Source organism: Niallia tiangongensis (assembly GCF_044704065.1).
GTDB lineage: Bacteria > Bacillota > Bacilli > Bacillales > Cytobacillaceae > Niallia > Niallia tiangongensis.
The window spans coordinates 2,828,930-2,853,563 of record NZ_CP162613.1 but is presented as its reverse complement, the minus strand read 5'-3'; the positions used below and the strand labels follow the sequence as shown (position 1 = coordinate 2,853,563).

The window sequence follows — 24,634 nt, the reverse complement described above, 5'->3', positions numbered from 1 at the left end:
TTTCTATTCAAAATTTTTTTAGAAAAGACTTAAAAAAAACATCTTAGTTTTTACATGTGACTATATTTAAAAACATAGATAACCATCATGAGAAAGTAGCTTTATTTAAGAGATAAATTAGAGATTGTTCGTCTTTACAGATTGGCTATTTAGTTTTGTCCCAGCCTCTTTAGGCAGTTATTTTAAAGATGGTTGTTTGTGAAAAGGAAAAGTTTCTGTAATAGCGAGACAGGGAAACCAAGACAACAAAAGCTTGCCCGCGAATAGTAAAGTGTAATCACGTTAAACAGCTTTAACAGAAAACTTTACCTCGTTCTTAAACGTCAGTAAGACTCTCAGCTACAAGCTTTTTGAGAATTCAAGGAAGGAACGGTGGGAGATTCACTGTCCGTAAAGATTGGTTCAACTAACTAACAGTGGGGGATTTAAGGAAAACCCTCACTGATGGAAGTTTAACTTTATGTAGAGAACTTATTTAAAAGGATATAAAAGTACAACTCTTTGCTAATTTCACTGTAATTGTATAAAATAATAAAGTAGAGAAAGAGGTGCTTAACATGAAAGAATTTACAGTGAGTTTCCATGCGGAAGATGGAGTCGATCAAATGATTGTACAAAAACTAAGCGAGGACGATTTTAATCGTTCAACAAGTGGTGGAACAAGACAATTATTTGAATTAGATACAAATATCGGTTTCTTTATTTATTTTGATGCAGTGGACGAGGCTGGAAAAGAATCATACTTAGTTCTTCAGTATGAAGAGGGAAGCGAAGACCCATCTGCTTGCTTTGGCTTCCAACTGAAAGATTTTTATCAATTTGTCGCATTGCATTTAAATGATTTGCAATATGAAGAAGATGAGGAAGAGGATGAAGAAGAATTTGGTCCTATTCATTACTTGGCACATTTAATGCATCATATTGTTGAGGATGGAAAATCTGTAGAAGTTTAAGTGAATATAGAAAAAAACGGAAGGGATAACCCTTTCCGTTTTTTTCTATATTCTATTTAATCTTCTAAATAATGCATATGACAAAATGCTTGTATTTCCTCAAGCTCCTCGTCTTCTAAGCCATAATCTAAGTATTTATTTTCTAAGCTATTATAAAAATGATAATTAAGAATGCGTGATCCACTCTCATCTATTGAGAAAAGAACTTTTATTTGCAGATGGTCTTCTTCTGCTAATTCATCTTCTTCATCGAACTCAACAGTTAGGAAAAATTCGTAACGCTTTCCGACAAGAATGCCAGTAGGGTCTTTGATTTCCTCAATGGTATATTCTTTTATGTTCACTTCATAAACCTCCAATAATTCTTCGATAAAACAACTGTTAATTTGTTCACCTAAAAAATAATATCATATTAAGAAGGGAATAGCTAATTGAAATAATTTAATGATTGAGTCAAGTTTTTGTGGGAGTTTTTTTAGCTCCCTTTTTTATAAAGTAAAACCTCTAAGTTTGTATCCGCTTTCCAATTGGTTTTGTTCTTCCAACTGTTGATTCTCTCATTTTTTAAAAACCTTTTAATCCCTGTAAGGCAAAGTGAATGGGTTTTCCAATCGCCTGATTTAAGTATGGCATGTTCTGACGCACGGTTTCTGTCACTAATTTTGTGGATATTTTTCTTTTCGGTCGATGCTCTTTCTTTGATTTTTCCGTGGCTTTTTCCCATTTTCCATATATCGTTTGGATAGATAGATCATCCTTCAACCCAATCCACAAACGTGCCATGCTCATGACGCCTTTTTTGCTCCATGCTCTTCCATTTTTTAATCGTTTGGCTAATTGATTCATCATTGCTTCTGCACTTCCCATCGGACGATAAGCTTCGGTGTTCACATCCTTCTCCTCTAACCAAATACGATAATCTTTTATTGCTTCCTGATGATGCGTCAAAAATGCAAGTAAATGCTCTAGTTTTTCTTCTTCTTCTGGTGTTTCCATTGTTCCTACTGCACTATTCAACTCTAGAAGTAATTTTTCTACCTGGTAGTTTTTTAACGCTATTTTCATGTAGCGGTATCGGGGATGGCTCTTCATTAGCTGTTTCATCGAACGAGCTACATGAAAACGATCCATGGTGAAAAAGGCGCGTTCATGAAAATACTCCCGACATGCCGTTATCCATCCTGCTCCATCGCCATTAATAATAAGCAAGGTTTGGGTAGGATCATACGCATAATTATTCTGTAAGAACGTTTCAAACGCTTCCCAAAATGCTTCTTTTCCTTCATAGAGAAAATGCCTTTTATTTCGGAGCCTGACTCGCTTTCCGTTTCCTTTCCATCCCTCGTGTACAGCGGCGAATTTCAACTCAAATCCACGCTTTTTCTTTTCTTGGCTCTTCACATATAATCCATCTACTTCGACAAACAAGACCTTTTGAAAGGGACGTTTTTCCGTAACTGGAAGCACGTTTGTTTGAAGAAGATGTTGCCGTAATGCTTCGTGGCTCATCGCCGAATAGCCTAAAAACTGTTCTAAGGTTTCCACAGCCTTTCGATAGGAGGAGCCATTCGTCGCTAGTTCTAACCCCCATTCTTCTAGTAGCGGACTAAATCCCTTATTCCCCTGAAACTGTAAATAGTGATCTAATAGACAAATATATTTTTTGGTCACACGATCGAAATAATAATTACGCTTCAGCTCCACTGCTCCAAAAGCTGTCTCTAATCGTATATCTCGTTTATCTCGTAAAGCAAATCTTCTTTTATCTCGTTGCTGGGCAATCTCTAGATCCCAATTTTCTAATGTTTGAACAAGGATTTCTTGAAACGTATTTTGTAGCGTTCGAAATAAAGTTTTTTCCAATTCTTTTAATGATGGTAATTTTATGTTACATTCATTCATGAGAGCCTCTCCTTTTCGTAGTGTTCTAGTCAAACTCTACTTTACAAAAGGAAGCTCTCTTTTTTAATACTTAATTTTTTCCAGCTACCGCGCTTTCGCTTGGTGGCCTTTTTGTCTAGTTGGGGGACTCGTCCCCCAACTAGACAAAAAGGATATTTATTCTCCCACAAACATTTTACTCATACTAATTTAATATCCTAAACTTTTCAGACTTTGTGAAAGACAGATAACTCGACATATTATTTAAATAATGTTTGCATTAACAGTAGGAAGTGTGGGATAATAAAAAGTTTGACTTTCTGATTAATTTATGTTATATTTAATATTAGTTTTTAGTTTAGATTTATACTTCTCATGCACTTGTTTAGGGATTATTTCTTGTTTTTCTCTTGATTACAAGTGTTTTTTATTTTTATGGCGTTAAATTTTCTATGTGGATGTTGAGAATAATAGTAAGAGATGGCGGTAGAAGCATGAAATGTATTGCGAAAACTACCTATATCACATAGTGTATTTGACAAAAAATTAGCTTCCTGGAGGTGCTTCATTTGGCAATGGGATTTGGAAGAAGAAATAATGAAGAAATTGTTAAAGAAGAAGTGATGGTTTGGGATTGTACATCAGAAACTTGTAAGTGCTGGATTCGTGATAATTTTAAAAGCAGTGAGACACCAAAATGCCCAATTTGCGGAAGTGAAATGGTAAAAACAACTAGAGAGCTTCAAGTAGTTAATAATAATAGCATCTATTCGAAATAAAAAGAAGAGGAATTTTCCAAAAGGATTGACCTCACAAGATTTGTCCATTCGATTAATAGTGATCGATTGGGGAATCTTGTATGGTCTAATCCAGTGAGGAGAAGTCCTATTTTTTTTGTCTATTTTTAAAATGAAAATAAAAATAGAAGAAATGTCAATAAAGGGACATTTCTTCTGCAATTAATTATTTCTTGTTTGGTGTAATGTGTTCCGTTAAGCAGTAAAGTTAAGCATTAAAGGGATTAAAGAAGTTCCCCACAGAACAGTAATCCACGCTGCTAAAATCATCGCAAGTGTAGAAAAGGTTGCCTCTTGTTCACCGAATTCCATCGCTTTAGATGTGCCGACGCCATGTGCTCCCATCCCAAGTGCTAAGCCTTTCGCAATCGGAGAGTGAAGGGATAACCATTTTATCGTATAAGGCCCAATGATTCCCCCTAAAACGCCGGTGATAATCACAAATATCGTAGTTAGTGTAGGAAGACCACCAATTTCCTCTGAAACGACTATTGCGATAGGAGTAGTTATGGAGCGTGGCAAGATACTCATAATAAAGTCATTGTTTAAATGAATCAAAATTGATAATAAATAAGAAGAAAAAATGGCGACCAATGTACCTGTTGTAACGCTAATCATAATAATCGTAAAATATTTTTTTAACAAATGTAAGTTTTTATAAATTGGAACGGCGAAAGCGATCGTTGCAGGTCCTAATAAATGTGTTAATGGCTGTGCAGATTCCATATAAGTCGTTGCTGGAATACGAAAGATACTAATAAACGCTATAAGGAGTATGGGGGTAATTAATAACGGATGAAATAATGGGATATTCCATTTTTTATAGCATGCTTTAGCTATCCGATAAAGCACATAAGTTATAATGGTAAGTATTATAATTTTCATTTATTAAGACGTCTCTTTCTATTATAGATTTTTTCAGCAGTAAAACCTGTAGCCCCCATTACGATAAAAGTACTTATCGCGATTAGTAGTACTGTTTCAATTCCTTTTAGATTTAGAATTTCGTTGTAATTTACAATGCCGACAGCAGATGGAATAAAAAATAACAACAATTCTGCAAGCAGCCAAGCAGCTCCTTTTTCGACCCATTCTATTTTCACTATTTTAAGCCTTAATGCAATAAAAAGGACTATTAATCCAATCATTGAAGCAGGAATTGGTATAGAAACGATCAATTTAATTCCCATTCCGATAAAAAGAAAAACATGGAGGAATAAGATTTGACCTGCGATTATCAATATATTCTTCAATGAGATCACCTTCTGATATTCATTTGATGGAATAAAAACTTCCATCACCTTGGTATATGAATATCATACGCTTCTATTCGTTATTCGTAAAATACATAGTTATTATAGTTAGTATAACTAAAAGTTATAGAAAGATGGGATACATGAAGAATTTAATGATAAATTATTCATTGTTAAGAACAAAGTCGATAAATCTTCTGCTGGCAACCGATAGATAGCGATCCTTTTTCGTTATGATAACAAGCTCCCAATTCGTAACAGGCTCTAAGTCAATGAACCGAACTTGATTATTATTTGCTCGATTACATATCGATTCTGGTAATATGGAGATACCTAAATTTGCTGCTACAATTTCGACCATAAAGTCCCACTGAGAACTCTTGAAGATAATATTCGGCTCAAATCCTTCTTGAATGAATTTTCTTCTCATTATTTCATATAGAGCAAATTCCTCACTGTAAAAAATAAATTCTTCCTCTTTTAATTCCTTCATTTGAACTTTATTTCTACTTGCAAACCGGTGCGATTCTGGCACAATTAATTTTAATTCTTCCTTTACAAGTGGAAATACATGAAAGGCTTCATCCGTTAAAGGAAGCACAGCTACACCCATTTCAAATTCGCCTTCTTCTACACTTTTAACCACTTTAGCAGCACCATATTCCTTTATGTTAATTTGGATGTTAGGATATGCTTTATGAAAAGCCGCAATTATTTTCGGGAAAAATAAACTTCCGATAATAGGCGGGAGACCAATATTAATATTTCCTCTTGTTAGATTCGTCATATCGTGGAGTGTGGATGACATTTCTTCCACTTGAGCGAGGATTTTTTGCCCATATTCAAAAACGACCGAACCTGCATCTGTTAGCTCATGTGTTTTATTGGACCGATGAATTAAGGTTAATCCAATTTCTGATTCTAAGCTTTTGATTGCTTTACTTAGTGCAGGCTGTGATATATGAAGATTATCTGAAGCTTTCGTCATATTTTTTTGCTTAACTACTTCTACAAAGTAATGCAATTGTCTTATCTCCATTTTTCTTCCTCCTTCAATTACGGAAAATGGCTGCCTCTATTTTAGGAGACAGCCTTCCGATCATAATTCATTATGTTGTTACAGCTCTAAAATTGCCGAAAAATGTTTATTTCGGTATTTTCTTTAGCAGGGATAAATTTCTAATCATCGAACCGACAAACATCGTGCCAGCTCCTCCAAAAAGAAGAATTAATACTGTTTGCTTGCTAATGACGTCTAGTGGATAGAGTACACTGCTTAAGATTGCAAAAAATCCAATCAACGATAAAAACCAACCGAATTTAGTCATAATAAACTTCCAGTCCTTTAAATAAAATGTATTAATAATTACCTATTTTACGCAAATTAGAAGCGAAGCACAACTATTGCCTAGTAGTTTGAAGAAAATTGTGGTGTGTTTGGCTGCTCCTAATTCAATCGAGATACTAAAGGAGCTAAATTTAATGGACGATTTTATCAAGCTTGAGAGGGAATTCAACGCAAGACTTGGAGTCTTTGCAATTGATATGAAGACAGAGAAAAAAATATCCTATCGCGGAGATGAAAGATTTGCTTTCGCTTCCACATATAAAGCGTTAGCTGTAGGTGCCTTACTTCTAAAGAAATCATTAAAGGATCTCGAACAAATTATCACATTTAGAAAAGAAGACTTAGTCACCTATTCACCAATCACAGTACTGCAAGTAGAAAACGGGATGACGCTTAAGGAGATTGCTGCTGTTGCCATTTGTTATAGTGACAACACAGCAGGAAATATTCTACTTAAAGAACTGGGAGGGCCCTTTGGATTTGAAAGAGCACTAAGAGATATTGGTGATATGGATACTATGTCTAATCGTTTCGAGCCTGATTTAAACGATACAGTACCGGGAGATCTCCGTGACACAAGTACACCCAGGGCTCTTGCAACAAGCTTCCAAGCGTTTACAACTAGTGATTTGCTTCCTGATGAAAAACAGGCACTCCTAAACGGCTGGCTGCGTGAGAATACGACTGGAGATACATTAATCCGTGCTGGAATACCTGAAGGATTGGATATAGGTGATAAAAGTGGGGCTGCAAGTTTTGGAACAAGAAATGACCTGGCTATTGTTTGGCCTCCTGATAATAAGACTATTGTTATTGCCATTTTATCATGCAGAAATACAAAGAATGCAAAGTTTGCAGATGCGCTTATTGCGAAGACTGCGAAAATGATTATAAAAGCACTGCTATAAAATATTAATATCGTCATATTTTTAGGTTTAAACATGAAAGCGAGGTGGTATAAGTAGATTATCAACTTAAGAAAGGTGTGAACAACATGAGCATTTTTCACGAGTTAAAAGATAAGATAATCTTTACACATAATTGGAAGGATAATTTAATCGCACACAGAAAGTATGAAAAGTTGTACAAAAAAAATGCAGCAGAAGTGAAATATAGTAATATTTATCGTTTAAAATCAAAAAAACAAAATGAACAAAAATAATAGACTAGGGTGAGACACATCCTAGTCTTTGTTATGTTTCAAAATAACTCAGCATATTTTATTGAGCCATGGATGTTTCTTTTAAATAATCAGAAAAAACCTTTTGTACAAGAGCTTCTTCTTGCATATCATCCGAACTATGTAGGTCCTTTATACAGACTACGTAAACTGATTTCACAAATAAGTGTAATGCTTCATCATCCGTTAATTTCTGGATTTTCTTTATTAGTTGAATATCAGTAATGTAATTAACGATACGATCAAGGAATTCCTTCGGGTAATCTTTTGGCTGTTTACCAGTTTGTTCTTGAAAAATTCCCCCTTGTCCTTCAATTTCGACATGACGTATTACTTTTTCTAATTCTTGAATACTAAATATCTCCATTGATTATACACCTCTTTCCCTCTAGTATTATAACAGGCTATTAAACAGTAGTAAATTGATGTTTTTACACTATTTGAAAAAGCTTGATTTAACAATCCTTTAGCGGTGTTATATAAAAGATTGAGAGAACGAATAGGAAGGCTTTTTTACTATTTTGGCTATATAGTTATTCCTTAAATTGAAAGGAAAGTGCTACAAAAAGAATAACTAATGTTACAATAGTCTTTATCCCACTCTTAACGGGAACAACCCACAAGCTACAGAAAATCGAGGAAGCTAGGTGTTGAAACTCTTCCGTAAAGAATCCGATAAGAGCAATCAACTAAAAGTGGGGCTCGGGAAAAACCCACATTGATTTAAGTTTTCTTAATTAAATTTACGTTTATTTCAAAAAGGAGTAGTAATGGATAATAATAAGATGTATTATATGGTAAAAAATTTTCATGAAGCATTTGGACATGAAGTGGCAAAAGAACCTACTGCTATTGATGAAAAAACAGCTGTTAATCGAGCGGTTTGGACAGGAGAAGAATTAGTTGAATTTCTATACGCTACGGCTGAAGGAGATGAACAAAAATTTCAAGCATTATATGAACAGTTTTTACAAGGGTTAGATAAAGCAGCTGATAAAATACTTACTCAAAAGAAACCAGTCGATGATAAATTAGTAGCACAGATGGATGCATTAACAGATGTTGAATATTTCAATCAAGGAAGTTTTGTCATTGCTGGAGTTGAACCATTTGCTCTCTTTCAAATAGTACAAGAAGCGAATATGGGGAAATTATTTGAAGATGGCAAACCACGATTCAGAGAAGGAGATGGCAAGATTATTAAGCCGCCAAATTGGGAGGCTGATTTTGCACCAGAAGGCAGATTAAAAGCGGAAATAGAAAGACAAAGAAAAATTAAATAGAACAATGGGAGGAGCTGAGGTTGTGGTCATTGCCGAAAAGGAGGTAATGACCACCATAGTTCTTCCCTTTTTTAATAATTACTTTTATTGAAATACGGAAGCTGGAATCAATATAGAGGGATTGCCAGAAACGTATGGCCCAACTTCATATTGCTGAAATACTAACTCAATTCCTTTGTCAGATAATAAGAAGTTCGTTTCATTTGTTACTTTAAAGTCTGCAAATTCAGCTGGATCTGAATAAAAAATTTCAGGATGCTTTTTCATATATGCTAATGCATAATTTGTTACTTTTTCATACTCTCGCTCTGAGGGGAGAAAGTCATCTAATGTTAATTGATTTCCTGATTTGAGGTCAAAATTATATGTCGAGATAACTGTGTTCCCATGTGCACCACCAGTAAATTGATAATCATTAAATAAAATGCTTAGTTTATTATTACTGTTGTATTTCACCTTGTAGTTGGTAATGTATTCGTATTTACAAACAGATGGTGACTCTTTACAAATTGGATCTGCTTTTATTTTTTCCATTTCTTTCATCAATTTTAAGTATCTGTTATAAGAATGTTGGATATGTTGTAAAAGAATATTGTTTACTTTATTTTGAGCTTTGTTATTAGGTGCACTTATTAGTGTAGGATAATTAAGATTTTCTATATTTTTATATTGTTTTGTCATCACGACATTAGGTGTTTTAATCGCAAATGCAGGTATTGGTTGCATAGTAAGTAAAAGTAAATGCACGACAAGTATTGAGAGCATAAATAAATTCGTTTGTTTTTTCATATAAATCTCCATTCTTTTTTGATATTAATACTATTTTTTTACGAAAGAGAATGGATATGTATGGTGATAAATGGAAAAATGCGAAAAGAAGTAGATTATTCTACATCCTTTAGCATTTTTTCAATGGATTTAAGATGATTATTTAAGTCATTTATCATGGCCACTTGCTGCTTATGAATAGATAGGCTATTTTTTTCCACCTTTAACCTTTCGATGGCTCTAGCCTCTTTTCGTTTTAGAAAGCGTACAACGATAAAAATAAGTAGCATGGGAATGAAAATATAAAGGAATAAAGTCGGCAAAACCATAATGGCTACGTTCATAATTTTCTCCTTTTAATTTGTCTCATCTAACATTTTTTCAATGTTGACAATTCTTTCTTTTATTTTGTTAAGGGCATTTATCTGTTCTTTTTGATATTCAACATTTTCTTTTTCAATATTAAGCTTTTCATCTGCTCGCGATTCCGCTCTTTTCATGTATCTAGCTAAATAGAATAGAAACCCAAGGATTATGAGAATGGGAAGAATAAAGATGAGTAAATTGATAAAATTGAAAAATTGCATTCGTAACCTCCTAAAATTGTTCTTTTGTTACGCCTTTCTTTTTTTAATAGATACGCTTTCAGCCAAATCTGTAATGAATACTTCTGATAATGGAAGATAAAAAGGAATCAATTCATAATATTTCATTGCTTTTCCATCTTCAGAGATTTCATGGTGTCCCATAATAATTTCTGCGTTTTCTAATTTTTGAAGATGTAAATATAACAAAGGTCTACTAATCCCGAGCTCTCGGGCTAACAGGCTGACATATTTTTTTCTTTTTGCAGGATTGCAATAATTTTTAACCGATAGGGGTTAGACAGAGCTTCTAGGACAAGGAGTAATTGATTGCCGTTACTTATTTTTTCATATGTAATAATTTTGTTATAGGTGTAAATATAATGCAAGAGCAATCATGGATACTTTTTAAAATTTGCAAAGAATTTGAAGATGGAGGAAAATAAGAGTAGACTCCATAAAAAGCAAAGGCTATTTTTATAAAATTGTTGCTTAGTATATTTTTCTATTGAAAATACAATCTTTTAGTAAAGAGAAAAAAATGGGAACTTTTATAGCTGGTAATCAGTATATGAATATAAGAAAATGGAGGTTGATTATATGGGCTTTTTAAATGGTTTAATGGGAAATGCAAGTGCAGCAGATGTGAAAGAATTAGAAAAGGAATTAAATAAGATAATCGGAACAAATGAACAAATAGAGCTTGCATATAAATTAATTAGAGACTTAATTGTATTTACTGATTTACGTTTAATTCTTGTTGATAAACAAGGTTTAACTGGTAAAAAAGTCGAGTACTTATCAGTGCCTTATAAAAGTATCTCTCGTTTTAGTATCGAAACTGCTGGTCATTTTGATTTAGATGCTGAATTAAAAATTTGGATTTCGGGAGCAGAGTTGCCAGCCATATCCAAACAATTCAAAAAAGACAGTAGTATATATGAAGTACAAAAAGCGCTCGCAAGTTATGTTGCAAAAGCTTAATATAATTGGAACCAGTCCCTGACTCCTTAAAAGCAGTTATGGGACATTCTCTTAAAAAATATAGAAGGAATGTAATGTTCTTTGTGGAATATTTATTTAGTATGGTGCTTATAGGAAAAGATTATGGGGAGAAGGAAAGATTTGGATGGAAAAGGGGGAATAATATGAATTCAGAAGCGAAATTTACAGGGAAGTCTACATTATATGATCGTTATCGTCCAGGTTATCCAAAACGGTTCTTTATTGAGCTTTTTACAGAGTATATCGGCGGAAATGATAATTTCGTCATTGCCGACATTGGTGCTGGTACGGGGATTTTTACAGAATTAGTTGCTACTATTGGAACAGATATTATAGCGATAGAGCCAAATGACGATATGAGATCTATTCTAAAAGAAAGAATGGAAGATTTCACACAGGTAACCTGTGTAAACGGGTCAGCTGAAAAAACAGAGCTTGCTGATAAGAGTGTTGATTTAGTTACGGTCGCTCAAGCATTTCACTGGTTTGATGCTATTGCCTTTAAAAAAGAATGCGAACGTATTTTGAAGAACAATGGTCTTGTCATGCTTATATGGAATAGTCGTGACCATACGAGTAACTTAAATAAGGAAACAGCAAACATATCAAAAAAATACTGTCCGAATTTCCAGGGATTTAGTGGTGGAATTAATATTGAACGATTGGATTTGAATCAATTTTTCACGCATGGCTATGAACATTATGCTGTCTCCAATCCACTAAAAATGGATAAAGAACATTTTATCGGCAGAAATCTGTCTGCTTCCTATGCACCAAAAAAAGAGGATATTTTTTATGATGAATTTGTTGATGAACTAGGGTTTCTTTTTGAAAAGTACAGTAAGGACCAAACAATATTAATTCCGAATGACCTGCATGTATATGTAGGCGCTATCATTTGAGTGTTGGAAGAATACTAGTTTATGAGAAATTCGAGGAAGATAGGTTGGAGATCAACTGTCCGAAAAGTTCTGATCGGTTCAACTTCTATCAGTGGGGATAAAGGAAAATACCCACTGATAGAAGTTTCCCTTTATCGTTCGAATGTGTATTCGAAGGACTTTTCGAAAGATATTGACAATTGAGGAAGAAAAATCTACAATAAACCTTAATAAAAATGATGGCATTGATAAGGAAAAGTAAATAAGACAGTATTTTATAGAGAGCTTCCGATGGTGGAAAGGAGGTAAATGAACCTTATTGAAAATGACCTTTGAGCTTCGTACCGAAAACTAAGCGTGAGTAGACTACGACGAGACAGGCACTCGTTATAACAGCAGCAGTATCTCTTTATAAAAGACGTACTGATTAGAGGCAAATAGTGCAAATTATTTGTGAAGCTAGGTGGTACCACGGGTAAACTCGTCCTAATCTTTTTAAGATTAGGGCGTTTTTTTTATGCTTTTTTCAAGTGAGGGGGGATTTGTTATTCGGTAAGAGCGTGAGTTATAGGGATAGATAAATTCAAAGAAGCAAGATAAATTGGACATATTGAATGAGGGAGGAATAAATGATGACAATATTTATCGGGGGCGCTTGGCCATATGCTAATGGATCCTTGCATTTAGGCCATGTGGCAGCATTATTGCCAGGTGATATTTTGGCACGTTATTTTCGCCAAAAGGGAGAGAATGTTCTTTATGTTTCAGGAAGTGATTGTAATGGAACACCAATCTCCATTCGGGCACAGCAGGAGCATACCACTGTTGAGGAAATTGCCGATCGATACCACCATGAATTTTACCAATGCTTTTCCCGGTTAGGCTTTTCTTTTGATCTTTATACAAGAACAGATGCTTGGCATCATCATCAATCGGTGCAAGAGATATTTCTTGCTCTATTAAAGAATAAATATTTATATAAAAGAACAGTTGAGCAGGCCTATTGTCAGAAAGATAAACAGTTTTTACCTGATCGTTTTGTAGAGGGAATTTGTCCCCAATGCAAACAAAAAGCTAGAGGGGATCAATGTGATCACTGCTCTGCTATTTTAGACCCTTTAGAGCTAGAAGAGAAACGATGTAAAATTTGTGGAGAAACACCAGTCATTCAGAAAACAGAGCATTTCTATTTTGCTTTTAGCAAGTTTCAGCAAGAGATGGAAACATACTTAAAAGAAGCTGTAGAAAAACAGCTTTGGCGTGAAAATGCTCTTGCTTTGACAAAACGCTACTTACAGGAAGGACTTCCAGACAGAGCAGTAACAAGAGATTTACCAAATGGAATTGATGTTCCATTAGAAGGCTATGATGGGAAGAAAATTTATGTTTGGATTGAAGCTGTGTCAGGTTACTTAACGGCTAGTATGGAGGCATGTAAAAAGAAAGGCATGAATGTTGAAGATTATTGGAATGAAGAGACGATTTCCTATTACGTGCATGGAAAAGATAATATTCCCTTCCATTCCGTTATTTGGCCGAGTATTTTGCTCGGCTTGGGCAAAAAATCCTTACCGACCCATATCATCTCTAGTGAATATTTAACATTAGAAAAAAGGAAATTATCCACTAGCCAAAATTGGGCAGTCTGGGTTCCATATATTTTACAAAAATATGATCCTGATTCCATTCGTTATTTTTTAACGATTAATGCTCCGGAAGCAAGAGACACGGACTTTTCTTGGCGAGAATTTATCTATAGTCATAATAGTGAACTTTTGGGAGCATACGGGAACTTTGTAAATAGAACCTTGAAATTCATTCAAAAAGCAATGAATAGCAAGATTCCTGAGAAGCAGATCTCAAAAAGTATTATTACCACTACAGAAGAGGTTTATAAAAAGGCAGGAGAATGGATTGAAAAGGGAAGTGGAAAAAAAGCGGTAGAAGAAATTTTTTCTTACATCCGTTATGGGAATCGTTATTTCGACCAACAAAAACCTTGGGAACAGGTGAAGGTAAATAAGGAGGAAGGAGAAATTACTTTAGCAAATTGTACATATATTATTATAAATTTAGCACAGCTTCTTGAGCCTTTTGTACCTTATTCAACCCAAAGAATTAGAGATATGCTGGGTATAAAGAAAATAGAATGGAAGCACCAACACACACTTCCATCCGAAATATTGCATGTCACCCCTCTATTTGAAAGATTGGATTTAGGTTTAATCGAAGAAGAGTTAACAGTGCTGCTAGATGGAGTGACAAACGTCTAACCTTATAAACAGATCTTTAAGCCCTTTTTTCAGTAGTATCTCACTCTTATACTTCAGTATAACTCGCTTCACTTTATGGGAAGGAGCATTTTGTAACAGTTAAGAAATTATAAGTTTTCTGAAGGCATTGGATGTATAGCTCAGGGCACCAAGGGGCTTATGTGCTTCCCGCCCCGTTCCCTACGAAAAATCAACATCGATTCTCTAGTATTCATCGTGTGTCCATCTTTTCCGTTTTGGCGGTAAGCAAGGCTTTTCTTTAGTAAACAAAATCGTTGTAGAAAATTGATGTTTTTTTAGGGAAGATACAGGAAATTTGCGTTAATATATCGAATAAATAAGTATTATTATCATCTTTTATAACCATTTCAATAGCTATGAATATACTATGTTAAATACATTACTTGGAACGTATGAAAATTTACTTGGCAATATTTCCTTTATTCTGGAATAGACTTAAGGTAATTAACAAAGAGCGGATTATAAGAGAGTATATGGCAAAAGGGGTTGAATAAAGCAGTTAATAAGTAGGAGGGAGCGAAAAATGAAGTGGAGTGAGTTTGTATCACATGGAAAGAACAGAGTCTTACCAGTCATTGTAGAGGTATACGGAAAAAAATATCCGCATTATGCAAGTAAGCTTTATCCAATATGTTATACAAGCTTTAGCGATTTAGGAATTCTTTTTACACCATGTGGTTTATTTAGAAAAAAGAAGAAACAAAGTATACGAACGGTTCGATATAAAGAAATTATATCAGTGGAGTTTAATGTCCAACGAGTTCCGACTGTTTTTTTATACCTTTTAGGATCATCCTTACATCTAAATATTATCATTCACTTAAAAGACCATTCCAGTTTATATTTGGAAAGTGAAGATATTAGTCTTTTTCCTGAGCTGATTCAGCTCTTAAAAAAACATAAAGTGGTTATTAAAGATCCTTTAAAGCTCCAAAAAATCCTTAAAGAACAGGATACGATGGAAAAGTTTTATTCCTATATTGATAAGTATTTAGAAACAGAATCGCATAGTAATGACAAGGAACCTAAAATAAAATAGTGAACGAAGGGATCTCAGTATATTTTGAGATTAAAACCAGTTACTAAATTTCGTTCTTTCTTTTTTCTAGCCATTCTAATATTATTTGTAATGCATTTTTATTGTAGATGGAAACAGAAAAATGCATAGATGATACACACATATGTCTACGAATAGGATTTAGATTTTGTTTTCTTTTTATCGTCTTAGAAATAAGCCTCAGGTAACTTTTATATATATAGGTTTTCCATTTTTTCATTGATCTTATTCAAGCATTAAAACGGTAAAAAAAGAGCCTCGGAAAAGAGATAGTGGCTGGGACAAAACTAAATTGCCAATCTGTAAAGACGAACCATCTCTAATATAGCTATTTAAACAACGGCTGGTTTCTAATATGTGGTTATCGTTATTTTATTTTTAAAAAATCAAGTAGAGAAACCAATTCGTTCCATTGCGCTACAGACACTCGATGCGCAGTGGAGCAACCTAATCCTCCTCAGCTAAAGCCTGTGGGGGTCTTAGGTTTTGCTCTATTTCCCGCAGAAGTCAAGTGTCCCCCGCTCCATTCCACTTCGTTTTTAAAGATTGTTTTTCTATAAACTATTATGAAAATAGTAAAAAATTAATTAATTGGAAAGACGGAGTAGCTTGGATACACGTAGACTCATTTGAGATTAGCGAGATAGCTGAGACCCTGCAGGCGGAAGCAGACCGCGACTTTAGCGCGAGCCCCACGGAAAGCGAAGTGTACCAACTTTACTGAAACAGGCCTTTTATAAACTAATAAAAAAACCCGAACAATCATATGGAACTTGAACTGCCCCCCGTCAAGTAGACAGCGGAAATAAATAAAATATTCTAAGCGGCTTTAGCCCTGTATTCTAAGGGGCTAAGGCCGTTTAGTCTTTTTTGTAATCGTTCATGATTATAAAATCGTATGTACTCTTCAATGTCTTGCTTCAACTCTTCAAAAGTAATGTACTTGTTCAGATAATACTTTTCACTTTTCAATGTTCCCCAAAAAGCCTCCATCGGTCCATTATCGATACACCTTCCTACCCTTGACATACTTTGGACCATTTCTGCTTTATCAATTTTCCTTTTAAAAGCTCGGGAGGTGTATTGAAATCCTCGATCACTATGGAAGAGGGGTTTTGCTCCTGGGTTAACTTCTAACGCTAAATCGAATGTTTTAAATACCAGCGGATTATTATTAAAATTGCCTAACATATAGCTTACAATGGAGCCATCGTACAAATCTAAAATCGCACTCAAATAAGCCTTTTGTGAGGCTCCATACTTCATTTCAGTCACATCTGTTAGCCATTTTTCATTTGGCTCATCTGCGTTGAATTCTCTGTTCAAAATGTTCTCAACCATATGTTGTGGTGTGCTTGGCTTATACTTTTTACCTTTACGTCGAATTACCGAGTGAATTCCAGCGATTCCCATCAATCGGTATACACGTTTATGATTTATAGGCTTTGATAAGGTACGGTTTAGGTTCATCGTAATGCGGCGATATCCATATATACCGTCCACCTTCGCATAAAGATTCTTTATCTCCTCTAGAATTTGCTCATTCAACTTTTCATTCTCGGAAGGGGTACGATTAAGCCATTTATAATAGGAAGAACGTTGAATTTTCCCAATTTCGCATAATAGCACAATGGAGAATTTCTCTTTCTCATGAAGTTCCTGAATGACTACATATTTATCGGTCAATCGAATTTGGCTTAAGGACGTTTCTTTAAACGCCTCCTTTCGAGTTCCTCCAACTTTTTTAAGAATGCATTCTCAGCCCGAAGGCGCTCATTCTCTCTCTCCAACCGTTTCATTTCACGCTGGATCTTCTCTTCTGGAGTTAACTCTGGTTCTGACTTACGTTGGCCTCTCTTATCTATTAGACCTTCTTCTCCGTGTTCCTCATACTTTCTCACCCATTGATAAACCTGTTGATAGGAAACATTGAACTGTGTCGATGTCTGTTGATAATTTTTGCCGTTCTGTAAGCTGTACATAACGATTTCCAAACGCTCTTCTTGTGTGGTAGACCGACCTTTAATCATAGAGTTGTTCATCCTTTTCGTCTCTTTTAATTCTCTATGATCATTATACTTCTTTATCCAATCTTTCAACACCGAACGACTGGATATTTCATATTTATGTGTAATCTCAATCAGAGAATAGCCCCCTGAAAGATAATCAAGTACTGCAGCAGTTTTTACCTCTTTGGTATACCGTTTCCATCCACTAGAAGCTTGAAGTCCAGACGTTCCATAGGTCTGAAATAGATAAAGCCAATCGTGTAGAGCTCTTGTTGAAATGCCATATTGTTGACAGAAGTCTGAAATTGAAGTTTGTCTGTCCACATAAGCCATAATTATTTCAAATTTCTCTTGCGCTGAATATGCATTTTTCGCCATGAAAAAGCCCCCAATAAAGTTAAACAGATTTTTTACTATTTCATCTGTCTACTTTATTGGGAGCATATCAACTCTCGTATGGTTGTTCGGGGTTAACTATGGCTGGAATACTTATGTCCCAACCCCTACTCATTTTTTGAGACTCTAACTAATTAGGCACGTTTTGCTAGTAGGTTTAATGCTTATTCATGTCATGAATATCTTCAAATGTTTCTGATACTGCTACTGTCATTTTTCTCCTATTCGGATTCATTGACTTTTTCGACTGTTTGTTTGGTTTATTGAATGGAGTAGGAGTTGAAGCAGCTGTCGCTTTCTTTTTGCCTGCCATATCAATTCCTCCTTTAAGAAAAGGGTTTTGATTAACTAGGCACAAGCAAGTATGTAATGAAACTATTAAACAACAAAAGACAAAGAAGTTTTCCAGTCAACTATTTGCAGTTGATTAGAAAAAACGCCAAGGCAGATAACAAGAAAGAATAACACATAATACGACTTTCGAATTGCTTGGAGATTTTCTACATATTTATCTGTCCGCCACCAAAAATATCCGAGTGAAAGAACAACCAACAAGATAATGGCAGAAAGGAAGCTAAAATAAATCGTTGTCAAAGTTCCTCCTCCTTTTGACACCTATGTATCTATTATTATAACATGCAGCATTTATTTTAAAGTGTAAAAAAATGAAATCGTTTTCTTGGTTCGCGCGTATTTATATTATCCACATAATTTTAAGAAGGAGAGGATTGCAATGTTTGGTCTACAAATTTTGCCTGTTGTATGGCTTGACAATTTAACGAATGAAACGCTAAAAAATATTTTGATAACATTTCCTGGTGACAAGTTTGAATTAGCTAGAGTGAAAAAAATAAAGCCTGGAGAAAGAAAAACGGTTTCTGTCTATAATGCAAAATTATCTGATGAAGAAAGGCCATTATATTTACAATATGTGAATCCAAAATTAAAGATAACCGAGAAAGTAGTGCTTTTTACGAAATTAACCGGATTGTATAAGGCAAATTTACTTGTTGAAATAAAGGGAAGAGCAAAAGATGGGAGACTAGATGTGGAAGTAAAGGAGGATTTTACTTTTTAGTTTTGTCCCACTCTTAAACTTCAGTAAGACTATCTTCTGCAAGCTTTAAGAGAATTCGAGGACGATAAGTGAAAGACGAGGTCCGAATGGTTCAACAAACCAACAGTGGGGATGAAGGAACCCATCACTGTTGGAAGTTTCACTTTTGCCCTAGGATAAAATGAAGATATCGTTTATAATAAGAAAAAAATGGTAAAAAGAAACAGGGATAGATAAACATAGAAAAGGGGATTAATATGTTTCCAACATTAGAGACTGAAAGATTAATATTAAGAGAACTACTAAAAGAAGATGCTGCAGACTTATTTTCTTATTTTTCTAAACCGGAAGTAATGCGCTATTATGGTCAAGAAGCATTTTCAAGCATCGATCAAGTGGAAACATTAATCAAGCACTTTTCGGATAGCTATCGAAATAATAAAGGGATTCGTTGGGGAATTCAAAGGAAAGGAAGTAAGCGTCTAATTGGTACACTTGGTTTAAATAATATAGTTCTTACACACAAACGAGCTGAAATCGGATATGAAATTCATCCCGATTATTGGAGGAATGGATATACATCTGAAGCCGTAGAAAGAGTTGTCACCTATGCATTAGAAGAGCTTAAATTAAATCGCTTGGGGGCTTTGGTTTATATAGAAAATGATGCATCTAATAATCTTGTTAAAAAGCTCGGATTTCAACATGAAGGCATTCTTAGATCGTATTTTGTTCAGAATGGTAGAGCTTATGATACAAATGTATATGCAATAATGAAAGACATTTAATAAAGGAGAGTAGGAGAAACAAGTGGAGTCTTTAACAACGATATATTTTGTAAGGCATGCTCACTCAGTGTATTCTACAGATGAATTAGGCAGGCCTTTATCAGAGAAAGGTTTTGCAGATGCTAAGAGAGTAGCAAAGCGAATGGAAAAAGAATCAGTCGATATCGTTGTATCTAGCCCATATAAGAGAGCGATGCAGACTGTTGAATATACTGCTGAATATTTTCAAGTAGAAATCGAAGCTATCGAAGAATTTAAAGAACGAGTATTAGCATCGGGGGAAGTGAGTGATTTTGATACGGCTATTGAGAAGGTGTGGACAGAGGAAACTTTTGCATGGGACGGCGGGGAATCGAATATCATTGCCCAAAAAAGAGGAGTACGTGCACTTTTTCATTTACTAAATCAATATGAAAACAAAAACATCGTTATTGGAACCCATGGAAATATCATGGTTATAATAATGAACTACTTTTCTAAGGAATATGATTTTCGTTTCTGGAAAAATATAGAGATGCCTGATATTTATAGACTAACCTTTAAAGGTAATCAGTTACAGGCAGTGCAAAGATTATGGGGGGACAAAAATGGATAGACATCTTTTCTTATTTGGTGGTGGCCCTCCATTTACGAGTAGATTATCGAAGAAATTTGCAGAGCTGGTTTCAACACGCACTGGGAAAGTATCTTTGCTTATTTTAGAAAGAGCAAACTGGCAAGATTATATGCCTAAGTATACAAATACACTGACGGAACATGGGATAAGGGAATTTCAATATATACCTTTACCAACTATTTCGGCAGCAGTGGCAAGCAAACTACTTCAAAATAGTTCGGGAATCATCATCGGCGGCGGGAATACAGAGCTTTATGCAGAATTCATTGTTAAGACTCCTATTTCAACGGTACTTAAGGAACAATTTTCAGTTGGAGTGCCAATCGCCGGTTTTTCAGCAGGAGCCCTTATTTGTATGGACAAATGTATCGTTTCAGCTAAAGATAATGTCGATCAGGTTTTTAAATATCAGGCTGGACTAGGTCTGTTAAAAGATACGGTTATTGCAGTCCATTTTAGTGAATGGTTGGATGAAAGTCATTTAAGAAAAGCAGTCACGATTTTTCAACCCAGCCTAAATTTTGGAATCGACGAAGGCACTGGAATGTATTTTTATAATGATAAGCTATTGGAGACAGATGGAAATGGCGTTTATCACTTGAAAAATAATCAACTCGAAAAAATAGAGACAAAGCTGTAGAATTTCATTTCATAAAATATAAAATTTTACGCATCCAAAAACCTCAGCAAAAAAATATTGGCAATTGATACATACCATTCAAAAACATCTTATGTTGCATATTGCAATGTAAGATGTTTTTGCGAAAAAGAGAACATTTCAATCAGTTAGTTTATCTAATAGTTCGAAAGTAGGGAAAAAAGTTGAAAATAATTGCAATGAAGAGTATGGAAATAGAGCAAATTAATGATTTAGTAATGCTAGCAAGACAAGGAGATAAAGAAGCATTTGTACAATTAATTCAAGAAAATAAAATAAGCTTGTACCGAGTGGCAAAGGGCATATTGCAAAACGAAGCAGACGTAGAAGATGTCATTCAAATTACAATTTTAAAAGCATATGAGCATATTAGAAAACTAAAGGTGTCGGAGTATTTCAAAACATGGATTACGCGAATTCTAATTAATGAATGTACAACTGTTTTAAGAGGTCGGAAAAGAGTTGTTTCAATGGAAAGCAACGTTAATGATCTAGCTACTATAGAAGATACATACACAAATGTTAATTTGTATCATGTTGTTCATTCATTAAGAGAAAAATTAAGAATTGTCACGATTCTTTTTTATTATGAAGATTTATCAACAAAAGAAATTGCCAATTTGTTGGCCCTTCCAGAAGGGACCGTTCGTTCAAGGCTTTCCAAAGCGAGATTACAGCTTCAAAAAAAGCTTAATAAGGAAGAGAAGGTAGGAGAATAACAATGACTGATCATTTTGATAAAAAGTTAAAAGCAATGGTAAAAGATGAATATACGATCCCGGAACAACTAGAAAACAAAATAAATGAAACACTAGCCAATTTACCTAGTCAAAAAATGAACGGTAAGAAAAAACGAATGATTATTTCAACAGCAGCTGCCGCAATTCTTGTTTTATCCATAGCATCACTTCAAATGAACCCATCATTAGCACAAAATATTGGTATTCCTTCCTACGTAGAGAAATTTCTTTTATTTGGAAATGACTATGAAAAAGTGTCTCTTCAGACAAATGAAGTACAAGAAAGTAAAGGAGTTAAATTAACGATTACCAATACCATTTTTGATGGGTATTATCTAATGGTTCTAATGGTGTCCTATAAAGCGGAACAGAAAGAACCTTATAAAAAAGCGCCTATCTTGTTTCCGCAAAATGCCAAAATTGTAGCGGGAGATAAAGGGTCTTTTGTATCAGTATCAAATGAATATGGTGATTTTGAAGATAAAAATAAAACAGTTTACAATGGTGTGACGGTTTTTCCATTAAATAAGGGCTCGTTTGATTTTAATCATGAAATAGATTCAGAAGAAAAGTTTATTGAAGAAAACAAATTGGATATATATAACCTTCCAAAAACATTCAATTTACAATTCAATCTGGAAGAGCTTGGTTTAGATAATGGAAGTAAAAATAGTAAAATAAAAGGGAACTGGGAATTTAATTTGCCTGTAGAAACGGTACAAGCAACGGAAAACAGTAAGACCATTGATTTAAATAAAAGGCTTCCAGCAATAGGTGAAAATGTTACGGTGGAAAAATTAATAATCACCCCAATTCGAGTTTATATACAAGGACTTCAAGGTGCAAGGAAGGGCATCTTAACTTATGTGATGAAAGATGACAGTGGAGAAACAAAAAATGATTTAGGTGGTTCTGTTTATGTGAATGACAATGGTTCAAAAAGATTCTTAAGTAACTATGAGAATAATAATCCGTCGATGAAATCTTTAACCATTGTACCGGTTGAATATCATAAAGAACCACATATAATAACCACATCCAATTCTACAAAATTTAATTCTAATGGGGAACAAATCTGCCAATAGGTAACGAGCATTATATAACGATTACAAACGAGGAAGAAAAAGATGGTAAAACCTATCTTTCCTATCATGCAGATGTACCAGTTTATGAGTATATGCCATTTATTATTCGGGATAAGGAAGGTAAGGAGTACAATCGTATTTTTAAAGAAAGTGTTCCTTCCACTGTAAACTCTGATGCAATTGCGGTGATGGCTGGCAATCTTATGTCTAGTGACTATACGATTTATAGTCCAAATACGTATTATTTTGATCAAGCCTTTACCATTGATATTTCAAAATGAGAATTGATAAGTTGGAGCTAGGAGAAAATTTCTTGTAGCTCCGTTTTGAATTCTATAATTAACATTTCTTGTTATCAGAAAAATCAGTTGTTTTTAATTGAGGAAGGTGGTTAAAATTAATAGGAGAGAGGAGAGTCAAAATGGTACAAACTACTGAAAACATATACATAAGGTTATTTGAAGATAGAGATGCAGAAGGACTTTGGCAATTAGAAGTAAGAAATCGAGAGTTTTTTGAAAAATACTCAATTGCAAGAAAGGAAGCATTTTATACGCTAGATTTCCAACGAGAACTTATTAAAACATGGAAAGAAAATGAGATAAAAGATATCGATTATCACTTTGGAATCTTTATAAAGGAATCGGATACTTTGATTGGAAGTGTCAATCTGTATATGGTAAGAAGAGAACCTGCTCATAACGCAATTGTAGGTTATGTACTGGATAAAGAGCAAAATGGGCAAGGGTATATGACAATAGCAGTGAAACAGTTAGTTGATTATGCATTTAACACCCTGAAATTACATCGTCTTGAAGCAGGAGTCATGCCACATAACATAGGATCGATTCGAGTATTAGAAAAGGCAGGGTTTCATAAAGAAGGAATAGCAAAAAGTAATGTGAAAATAAATGGACAGTGGAAAGACCATCAGATTTTGGCGATTATTAATCCGAATGATTAGAGGAAATTCATTATAGGGTAACTTTTTTGATGGTAAAAGATAACTAGTCGAAATTATTATTAACTTCTTTAAATTGCTTGATGGATGCATATAGCGGCAATTTAGGATTTATATTTGAAGTTCAATTAAAAAAACAGGCAGAGAATTCGAGGGATTATCTGCCTGTCGCATGCTTACGTTTCAATCGTTGCTTCTGAAGTTGGCGTGAAGTTTGTAACTTCTAATACAACAGGAGTATCAGCTATAATGGTAGTGTCTGCAGGAACGGTAATACTTAATTCACCAACACCAGTACCACCAGGTGTATATGCAAGAAGGTCATCCATTTGGAGTACTCCATTTATATACACATTAAAATAACTGTTATCGGCAGCTAAATCAGGTAATGTAGCACCAACTGCACCAGTATCTGTCATAAACTCATCTGCTGTAATTGTAAGTGTACCAGCTCCGGTTATGGGAGCTGCAACAATATTAAAAAAACGATCAACTGTAGGGGCAGTATCAATATCAAGTGTTGCACTCACGGCAATTTTCATTATTTGTACCATAGTATCACCACCTTATTAAATTATACTTTATGATATGAAAATAGAATAAAAACGACTAGACATTACGGAATTAATCACAATTTTTTTGCACCATCTGACATTCTATTTATAAAATGAATATTATGGTAAAAAGGTGGGGGAAATGGAAAACCAACAAAGATTGCCTGAGCCTTATTTGATACTTCCTGATGTACCTTGTACAGCGGTTTATGTACACATTCCTAAGAAAATAACGGTAATAGAATACTTTGCTATTGCTGATGGAATGTCGAATATTTTTACAGAGAACAATGGTGTAAAGGGATTAGGAGAACAAAAAATTCTTAATCCATCGAAAGTATCCTATATGAATTTATTTATTAATGCAGTATTGCAACCAAAGGAAAATTACGAAGTGAAAAAGGGAATGATTTGTCTAAAAACAGAAGATGTTCCTATTTGTGGAGCGACAGTTGTTTTACAGATGTTCATTGTATAAATATTAGG

General features: G+C 34.5%; 33 protein-coding genes and 1 other annotated feature. Of the genes, 18 read left to right on the top strand and 15 right to left on the bottom strand.

The window, feature by feature from the left end; translation table 11 throughout:
- Nucleotides 1–557 precede the first annotated feature (557 nt).
- Nucleotides 558–953: a cytosolic protein gene (locus AB3U99_RS13700; RefSeq protein ID WP_400241755.1), complete on the top strand. Its 396-nt coding sequence runs from the start codon at nt 558–560 to the stop codon at nt 951–953.
- 56 nt (nt 954–1,009) lie between these two features.
- Here AB3U99_RS13700 and AB3U99_RS13695 read toward each other — a convergent pair whose 3' ends face one another.
- Nucleotides 1,010–1,297, bottom strand: a complete 288-nt coding sequence (locus AB3U99_RS13695; RefSeq protein ID WP_400241753.1) for a DUF6509 family protein — start codon at nt 1,295–1,297, stop codon at nt 1,010–1,012.
- Nucleotides 1,298–1,517: 220 nt separating this feature from the next.
- Nucleotides 1,518–2,855, bottom strand: coding sequence for an ISLre2 family transposase (locus AB3U99_RS13690; protein ID WP_400241751.1), 1,338 nt, complete (start codon nt 2,853–2,855; stop codon nt 1,518–1,520).
- A 554-nt stretch (nt 2,856–3,409) separates the two neighbouring features.
- Between AB3U99_RS13690 and AB3U99_RS13685 the strand changes: the two genes are divergently transcribed.
- On the top strand, nt 3,410–3,613 hold the full coding sequence (locus tag AB3U99_RS13685; protein ID WP_031535927.1) for a cold-shock protein: 204 nt from the start codon (nt 3,410–3,412) through the stop codon (nt 3,611–3,613).
- A 213-nt stretch (nt 3,614–3,826) separates the two neighbouring features.
- Here the strand turns inward: AB3U99_RS13685 and AB3U99_RS13680 are convergent, their stop codons facing one another.
- The 4 genes from AB3U99_RS13680 to AB3U99_RS13665 form a co-directional block, all read right to left on the bottom strand.
- Entirely contained in the window at nt 3,827–4,516 is a 690-nt protein-coding gene (locus AB3U99_RS13680) for an LrgB family protein (protein WP_400241749.1), read from the bottom strand.
- A complete protein-coding gene (locus AB3U99_RS13675; RefSeq protein ID WP_400248072.1) occupies nt 4,513–4,893 on the bottom strand; it encodes a CidA/LrgA family protein in 381 nt (126 codons plus the stop codon). Before AB3U99_RS13675 ends, AB3U99_RS13680 begins: the two co-directional genes overlap by 4 nt.
- A gap of 154 nt (nt 4,894–5,047) precedes the next feature.
- The gene (locus AB3U99_RS13670; RefSeq protein WP_400241747.1) at nt 5,048–5,923 is read right to left on the bottom strand and encodes a LysR family transcriptional regulator; all 876 of its coding nucleotides are present in this window, start codon (nt 5,921–5,923) and stop codon (nt 5,048–5,050) included.
- 106 nt (nt 5,924–6,029) lie between these two features.
- The gene (locus AB3U99_RS13665) at nt 6,030–6,212 is read right to left on the bottom strand and encodes a hypothetical protein (RefSeq protein ID WP_400241745.1); all 183 of its coding nucleotides are present in this window, start codon (nt 6,210–6,212) and stop codon (nt 6,030–6,032) included.
- A gap of 154 nt (nt 6,213–6,366) precedes the next feature.
- Between AB3U99_RS13665 and bla the strand changes: the two genes are divergently transcribed.
- Together bla and AB3U99_RS13655 are read left to right on the top strand one after the other, a co-directional pair.
- Complete coding sequence (gene bla, locus AB3U99_RS13660) at nt 6,367–7,140, top strand: class A beta-lactamase (protein WP_400241743.1); 774 nt, start codon at nt 6,367–6,369, stop codon at nt 7,138–7,140.
- A gap of 86 nt (nt 7,141–7,226) precedes the next feature.
- A complete protein-coding gene (locus tag AB3U99_RS13655; protein ID WP_400241741.1) occupies nt 7,227–7,394 on the top strand; it encodes a hypothetical protein in 168 nt (55 codons plus the stop codon).
- 58 nt (nt 7,395–7,452) lie between these two features.
- On the opposite strand, the gene AB3U99_RS13650 is transcribed toward AB3U99_RS13655, so the two are convergent.
- Nucleotides 7,453–7,779 (bottom strand): hypothetical protein, encoded by a 327-nt coding sequence (locus AB3U99_RS13650; RefSeq protein ID WP_400241739.1) that lies wholly within the window; start codon nt 7,777–7,779, stop codon nt 7,453–7,455.
- Between the two features lie 403 nt (nt 7,780–8,182).
- Between AB3U99_RS13650 and AB3U99_RS13645 the strand changes: the two genes are divergently transcribed.
- Nucleotides 8,183–8,695, top strand: coding sequence for an HAD family hydrolase (locus AB3U99_RS13645; protein ID WP_400241737.1), 513 nt, complete (start codon nt 8,183–8,185; stop codon nt 8,693–8,695).
- Nucleotides 8,696–8,779: 84 nt separating this feature from the next.
- Here the strand turns inward: AB3U99_RS13645 and AB3U99_RS13640 are convergent, their stop codons facing one another.
- From AB3U99_RS13640 to AB3U99_RS13625, 4 genes are all read right to left on the bottom strand, one after another.
- Nucleotides 8,780–9,484: a DUF3298 and DUF4163 domain-containing protein gene (locus AB3U99_RS13640; RefSeq protein ID WP_400241735.1), complete on the bottom strand. Its 705-nt coding sequence runs from the start codon at nt 9,482–9,484 to the stop codon at nt 8,780–8,782.
- 95 nt (nt 9,485–9,579) lie between these two features.
- Nucleotides 9,580–9,807: a hypothetical protein gene (locus AB3U99_RS13635; protein WP_400241733.1), complete on the bottom strand. Its 228-nt coding sequence runs from the start codon at nt 9,805–9,807 to the stop codon at nt 9,580–9,582.
- A 12-nt stretch (nt 9,808–9,819) separates the two neighbouring features.
- A complete protein-coding gene (locus tag AB3U99_RS13630) occupies nt 9,820–10,050 on the bottom strand; it encodes a hypothetical protein (protein WP_400241731.1) in 231 nt (76 codons plus the stop codon).
- Nucleotides 10,051–10,077: 27 nt separating this feature from the next.
- A complete protein-coding gene (locus tag AB3U99_RS13625; protein ID WP_400241729.1) occupies nt 10,078–10,257 on the bottom strand; it encodes an ArsR family transcriptional regulator in 180 nt (59 codons plus the stop codon).
- Nucleotides 10,258–10,647: 390 nt separating this feature from the next.
- On the opposite strand from AB3U99_RS13625, the gene AB3U99_RS13620 reads away from it, so the two are divergent.
- The 4 genes from AB3U99_RS13620 to AB3U99_RS13605 all read left to right on the top strand — a co-directional run bounded on the left by AB3U99_RS13620 (nt 10,648) and on the right by AB3U99_RS13605 (nt 15,266).
- Nucleotides 10,648–11,031: a PH domain-containing protein gene (locus tag AB3U99_RS13620; protein WP_400241727.1), complete on the top strand. Its 384-nt coding sequence runs from the start codon at nt 10,648–10,650 to the stop codon at nt 11,029–11,031.
- A gap of 74 nt (nt 11,032–11,105) precedes the next feature.
- Nucleotides 11,106–11,954 (top strand): class I SAM-dependent methyltransferase, encoded by an 849-nt coding sequence (locus AB3U99_RS13615; protein ID WP_400241725.1) that lies wholly within the window; start codon nt 11,106–11,108, stop codon nt 11,952–11,954.
- 215 nt (nt 11,955–12,169) lie between these two features.
- Nucleotides 12,170–12,425 (top strand) — a binding site (T-box leader).
- Nucleotides 12,426–12,565: 140 nt separating this feature from the next.
- Nucleotides 12,566–14,206 carry a methionine--tRNA ligase gene (gene metG / locus AB3U99_RS13610; protein WP_400248071.1) on the top strand — a complete coding sequence of 547 codons (1,641 nt, stop codon included), beginning with the start codon at nt 12,566–12,568 and terminating at the stop codon, nt 14,204–14,206.
- A gap of 544 nt (nt 14,207–14,750) precedes the next feature.
- Entirely contained in the window at nt 14,751–15,266 is a 516-nt protein-coding gene (locus tag AB3U99_RS13605; RefSeq protein ID WP_400241723.1) for a hypothetical protein, read from the top strand.
- Nucleotides 15,267–16,103: 837 nt separating this feature from the next.
- On the opposite strand, the gene AB3U99_RS13600 is transcribed toward AB3U99_RS13605, so the two are convergent.
- The 3 genes from AB3U99_RS13600 to AB3U99_RS13590 form a co-directional block, all read right to left on the bottom strand.
- Nucleotides 16,104–17,671, bottom strand: a protein-coding gene (locus AB3U99_RS13600) for an IS3 family transposase (RefSeq protein ID WP_400241721.1) whose coding sequence is annotated in 2 segments (ribosomal slippage) — nt 16,104–17,020 and nt 17,020–17,671 — 1,569 coding nt in all. Because the reading frame shifts where the segments join, the coding sequence is not laid out codon by codon here.
- Between the two features lie 175 nt (nt 17,672–17,846).
- A complete protein-coding gene (locus AB3U99_RS13595) occupies nt 17,847–18,002 on the bottom strand; it encodes a hypothetical protein (protein WP_400241719.1) in 156 nt (51 codons plus the stop codon).
- A gap of 65 nt (nt 18,003–18,067) precedes the next feature.
- Nucleotides 18,068–18,283: a type II toxin-antitoxin system SpoIISA family toxin gene (locus tag AB3U99_RS13590; protein WP_400241717.1), complete on the bottom strand. Its 216-nt coding sequence runs from the start codon at nt 18,281–18,283 to the stop codon at nt 18,068–18,070.
- A gap of 139 nt (nt 18,284–18,422) precedes the next feature.
- Between AB3U99_RS13590 and AB3U99_RS13585 the strand changes: the two genes are divergently transcribed.
- The 8 genes from AB3U99_RS13585 to AB3U99_RS13550 all read left to right on the top strand — a co-directional run bounded on the left by AB3U99_RS13585 (nt 18,423) and on the right by AB3U99_RS13550 (nt 23,597).
- A complete protein-coding gene (locus tag AB3U99_RS13585) occupies nt 18,423–18,767 on the top strand; it encodes a hypothetical protein (protein WP_400241715.1) in 345 nt (114 codons plus the stop codon).
- Between the two features lie 236 nt (nt 18,768–19,003).
- Nucleotides 19,004–19,534, top strand: a complete 531-nt coding sequence (locus AB3U99_RS13580) for a GNAT family N-acetyltransferase (protein WP_400241713.1) — start codon at nt 19,004–19,006, stop codon at nt 19,532–19,534.
- A gap of 22 nt (nt 19,535–19,556) precedes the next feature.
- A complete protein-coding gene (locus tag AB3U99_RS13575; protein WP_400241711.1) occupies nt 19,557–20,129 on the top strand; it encodes a histidine phosphatase family protein in 573 nt (190 codons plus the stop codon).
- Complete coding sequence (locus AB3U99_RS13570; RefSeq protein ID WP_400241709.1) at nt 20,122–20,790, top strand: Type 1 glutamine amidotransferase-like domain-containing protein; 669 nt, start codon at nt 20,122–20,124, stop codon at nt 20,788–20,790. The genes AB3U99_RS13575 and AB3U99_RS13570 overlap by 8 nt, the downstream gene beginning before the upstream one ends.
- Before the next feature lie 182 nt (nt 20,791–20,972).
- Nucleotides 20,973–21,527, top strand: coding sequence for a sigma-70 family RNA polymerase sigma factor (locus AB3U99_RS13565; RefSeq protein WP_400241707.1), 555 nt, complete (start codon nt 20,973–20,975; stop codon nt 21,525–21,527).
- Nucleotides 21,528–21,529: 2 nt separating this feature from the next.
- Complete coding sequence (locus AB3U99_RS13560) at nt 21,530–22,633, top strand: DUF4179 domain-containing protein (RefSeq protein ID WP_400241705.1); 1,104 nt, start codon at nt 21,530–21,532, stop codon at nt 22,631–22,633.
- Between the two features lie 92 nt (nt 22,634–22,725).
- Complete coding sequence (locus AB3U99_RS13555; protein ID WP_400241703.1) at nt 22,726–22,914, top strand: hypothetical protein; 189 nt, start codon at nt 22,726–22,728, stop codon at nt 22,912–22,914.
- A gap of 140 nt (nt 22,915–23,054) precedes the next feature.
- On the top strand, nt 23,055–23,597 hold the full coding sequence (locus AB3U99_RS13550) for a GNAT family N-acetyltransferase (RefSeq protein WP_400241701.1): 543 nt from the start codon (nt 23,055–23,057) through the stop codon (nt 23,595–23,597).
- A 173-nt stretch (nt 23,598–23,770) separates the two neighbouring features.
- On the opposite strand, the gene AB3U99_RS13545 is transcribed toward AB3U99_RS13550, so the two are convergent.
- Nucleotides 23,771–24,148, bottom strand: coding sequence for a DUF4183 domain-containing protein (locus AB3U99_RS13545; RefSeq protein WP_400241699.1), 378 nt, complete (start codon nt 24,146–24,148; stop codon nt 23,771–23,773).
- Nucleotides 24,149–24,290: 142 nt separating this feature from the next.
- Here AB3U99_RS13545 and AB3U99_RS13540 point away from each other — a divergent pair, with 142 nt between their 5' ends.
- On the top strand, nt 24,291–24,626 hold the full coding sequence (locus AB3U99_RS13540; RefSeq protein ID WP_400241698.1) for a DUF4183 domain-containing protein: 336 nt from the start codon (nt 24,291–24,293) through the stop codon (nt 24,624–24,626).
- The last annotated feature ends 8 nt before the right edge of the window (nt 24,627–24,634 follow it).

Bases quoted from the DNA above. Each gene is read 5' to 3' on its own strand.
- AB3U99_RS13690 (WP_400241751.1), bottom strand. From the start codon at position 2,855: ATGAATGAATGTAACATAAAATTACCATCATTAAAAGAATTGGAAAAA.
- AB3U99_RS13585 (WP_400241715.1), top strand. From the start codon at position 18,423: ATGTTTGGTCTACAAATTTTGCCTGTTGTATGGCTTGACAATTTAACG.
- metG (WP_400248071.1), top strand. From the start codon at position 12,566: ATGACAATATTTATCGGGGGCGCTTGGCCATATGCTAATGGATCCTTG.
- AB3U99_RS13560 (WP_400241705.1), top strand. From the start codon at position 21,530: ATGACTGATCATTTTGATAAAAAGTTAAAAGCAATGGTAAAAGATGAA.
- AB3U99_RS13640 (WP_400241735.1), bottom strand. From the start codon at position 9,484: ATGAAAAAACAAACGAATTTATTTATGCTCTCAATACTTGTCGTGCAT.
- AB3U99_RS13700 (WP_400241755.1), top strand. From the start codon at position 558: ATGAAAGAATTTACAGTGAGTTTCCATGCGGAAGATGGAGTCGATCAA.
- AB3U99_RS13605 (WP_400241723.1), top strand. From the start codon at position 14,751: ATGAAGTGGAGTGAGTTTGTATCACATGGAAAGAACAGAGTCTTACCA.
- AB3U99_RS13645 (WP_400241737.1), top strand. From the start codon at position 8,183: ATGGATAATAATAAGATGTATTATATGGTAAAAAATTTTCATGAAGCA.
- AB3U99_RS13685 (WP_031535927.1), top strand. From the start codon at position 3,410: ATGGGATTTGGAAGAAGAAATAATGAAGAAATTGTTAAAGAAGAAGTG.
- AB3U99_RS13655 (WP_400241741.1), top strand. From the start codon at position 7,227: ATGAGCATTTTTCACGAGTTAAAAGATAAGATAATCTTTACACATAAT.
- AB3U99_RS13570 (WP_400241709.1), top strand. From the start codon at position 20,122: ATGGATAGACATCTTTTCTTATTTGGTGGTGGCCCTCCATTTACGAGT.
- AB3U99_RS13595 (WP_400241719.1), bottom strand. From the start codon at position 18,002: ATGGCAGGCAAAAAGAAAGCGACAGCTGCTTCAACTCCTACTCCATTC.
- AB3U99_RS13670 (WP_400241747.1), bottom strand. From the start codon at position 5,923: ATGGAGATAAGACAATTGCATTACTTTGTAGAAGTAGTTAAGCAAAAA.
- AB3U99_RS13545 (WP_400241699.1), bottom strand. From the start codon at position 24,148: ATGGTACAAATAATGAAAATTGCCGTGAGTGCAACACTTGATATTGAT.
- bla (WP_400241743.1), top strand. From the start codon at position 6,367: ATGGACGATTTTATCAAGCTTGAGAGGGAATTCAACGCAAGACTTGGA.
- AB3U99_RS13580 (WP_400241713.1), top strand. From the start codon at position 19,004: ATGTTTCCAACATTAGAGACTGAAAGATTAATATTAAGAGAACTACTA.
- AB3U99_RS13680 (WP_400241749.1), bottom strand. From the start codon at position 4,516: ATGAAAATTATAATACTTACCATTATAACTTATGTGCTTTATCGGATA.
- AB3U99_RS13620 (WP_400241727.1), top strand. From the start codon at position 10,648: ATGGGCTTTTTAAATGGTTTAATGGGAAATGCAAGTGCAGCAGATGTG.
- AB3U99_RS13635 (WP_400241733.1), bottom strand. From the start codon at position 9,807: ATGAACGTAGCCATTATGGTTTTGCCGACTTTATTCCTTTATATTTTC.
- AB3U99_RS13665 (WP_400241745.1), bottom strand. From the start codon at position 6,212: ATGACTAAATTCGGTTGGTTTTTATCGTTGATTGGATTTTTTGCAATC.
- AB3U99_RS13630 (WP_400241731.1), bottom strand. From the start codon at position 10,050: ATGCAATTTTTCAATTTTATCAATTTACTCATCTTTATTCTTCCCATT.
- AB3U99_RS13615 (WP_400241725.1), top strand. From the start codon at position 11,106: ATGTTCTTTGTGGAATATTTATTTAGTATGGTGCTTATAGGAAAAGAT.
- AB3U99_RS13550 (WP_400241701.1), top strand. From the start codon at position 23,055: ATGGTACAAACTACTGAAAACATATACATAAGGTTATTTGAAGATAGA.
- AB3U99_RS13555 (WP_400241703.1), top strand. From the start codon at position 22,726: ATGCCATTTATTATTCGGGATAAGGAAGGTAAGGAGTACAATCGTATT.
- AB3U99_RS13540 (WP_400241698.1), top strand. From the start codon at position 24,291: ATGGAAAACCAACAAAGATTGCCTGAGCCTTATTTGATACTTCCTGAT.
- AB3U99_RS13650 (WP_400241739.1), bottom strand. From the start codon at position 7,779: ATGGAGATATTTAGTATTCAAGAATTAGAAAAAGTAATACGTCATGTC.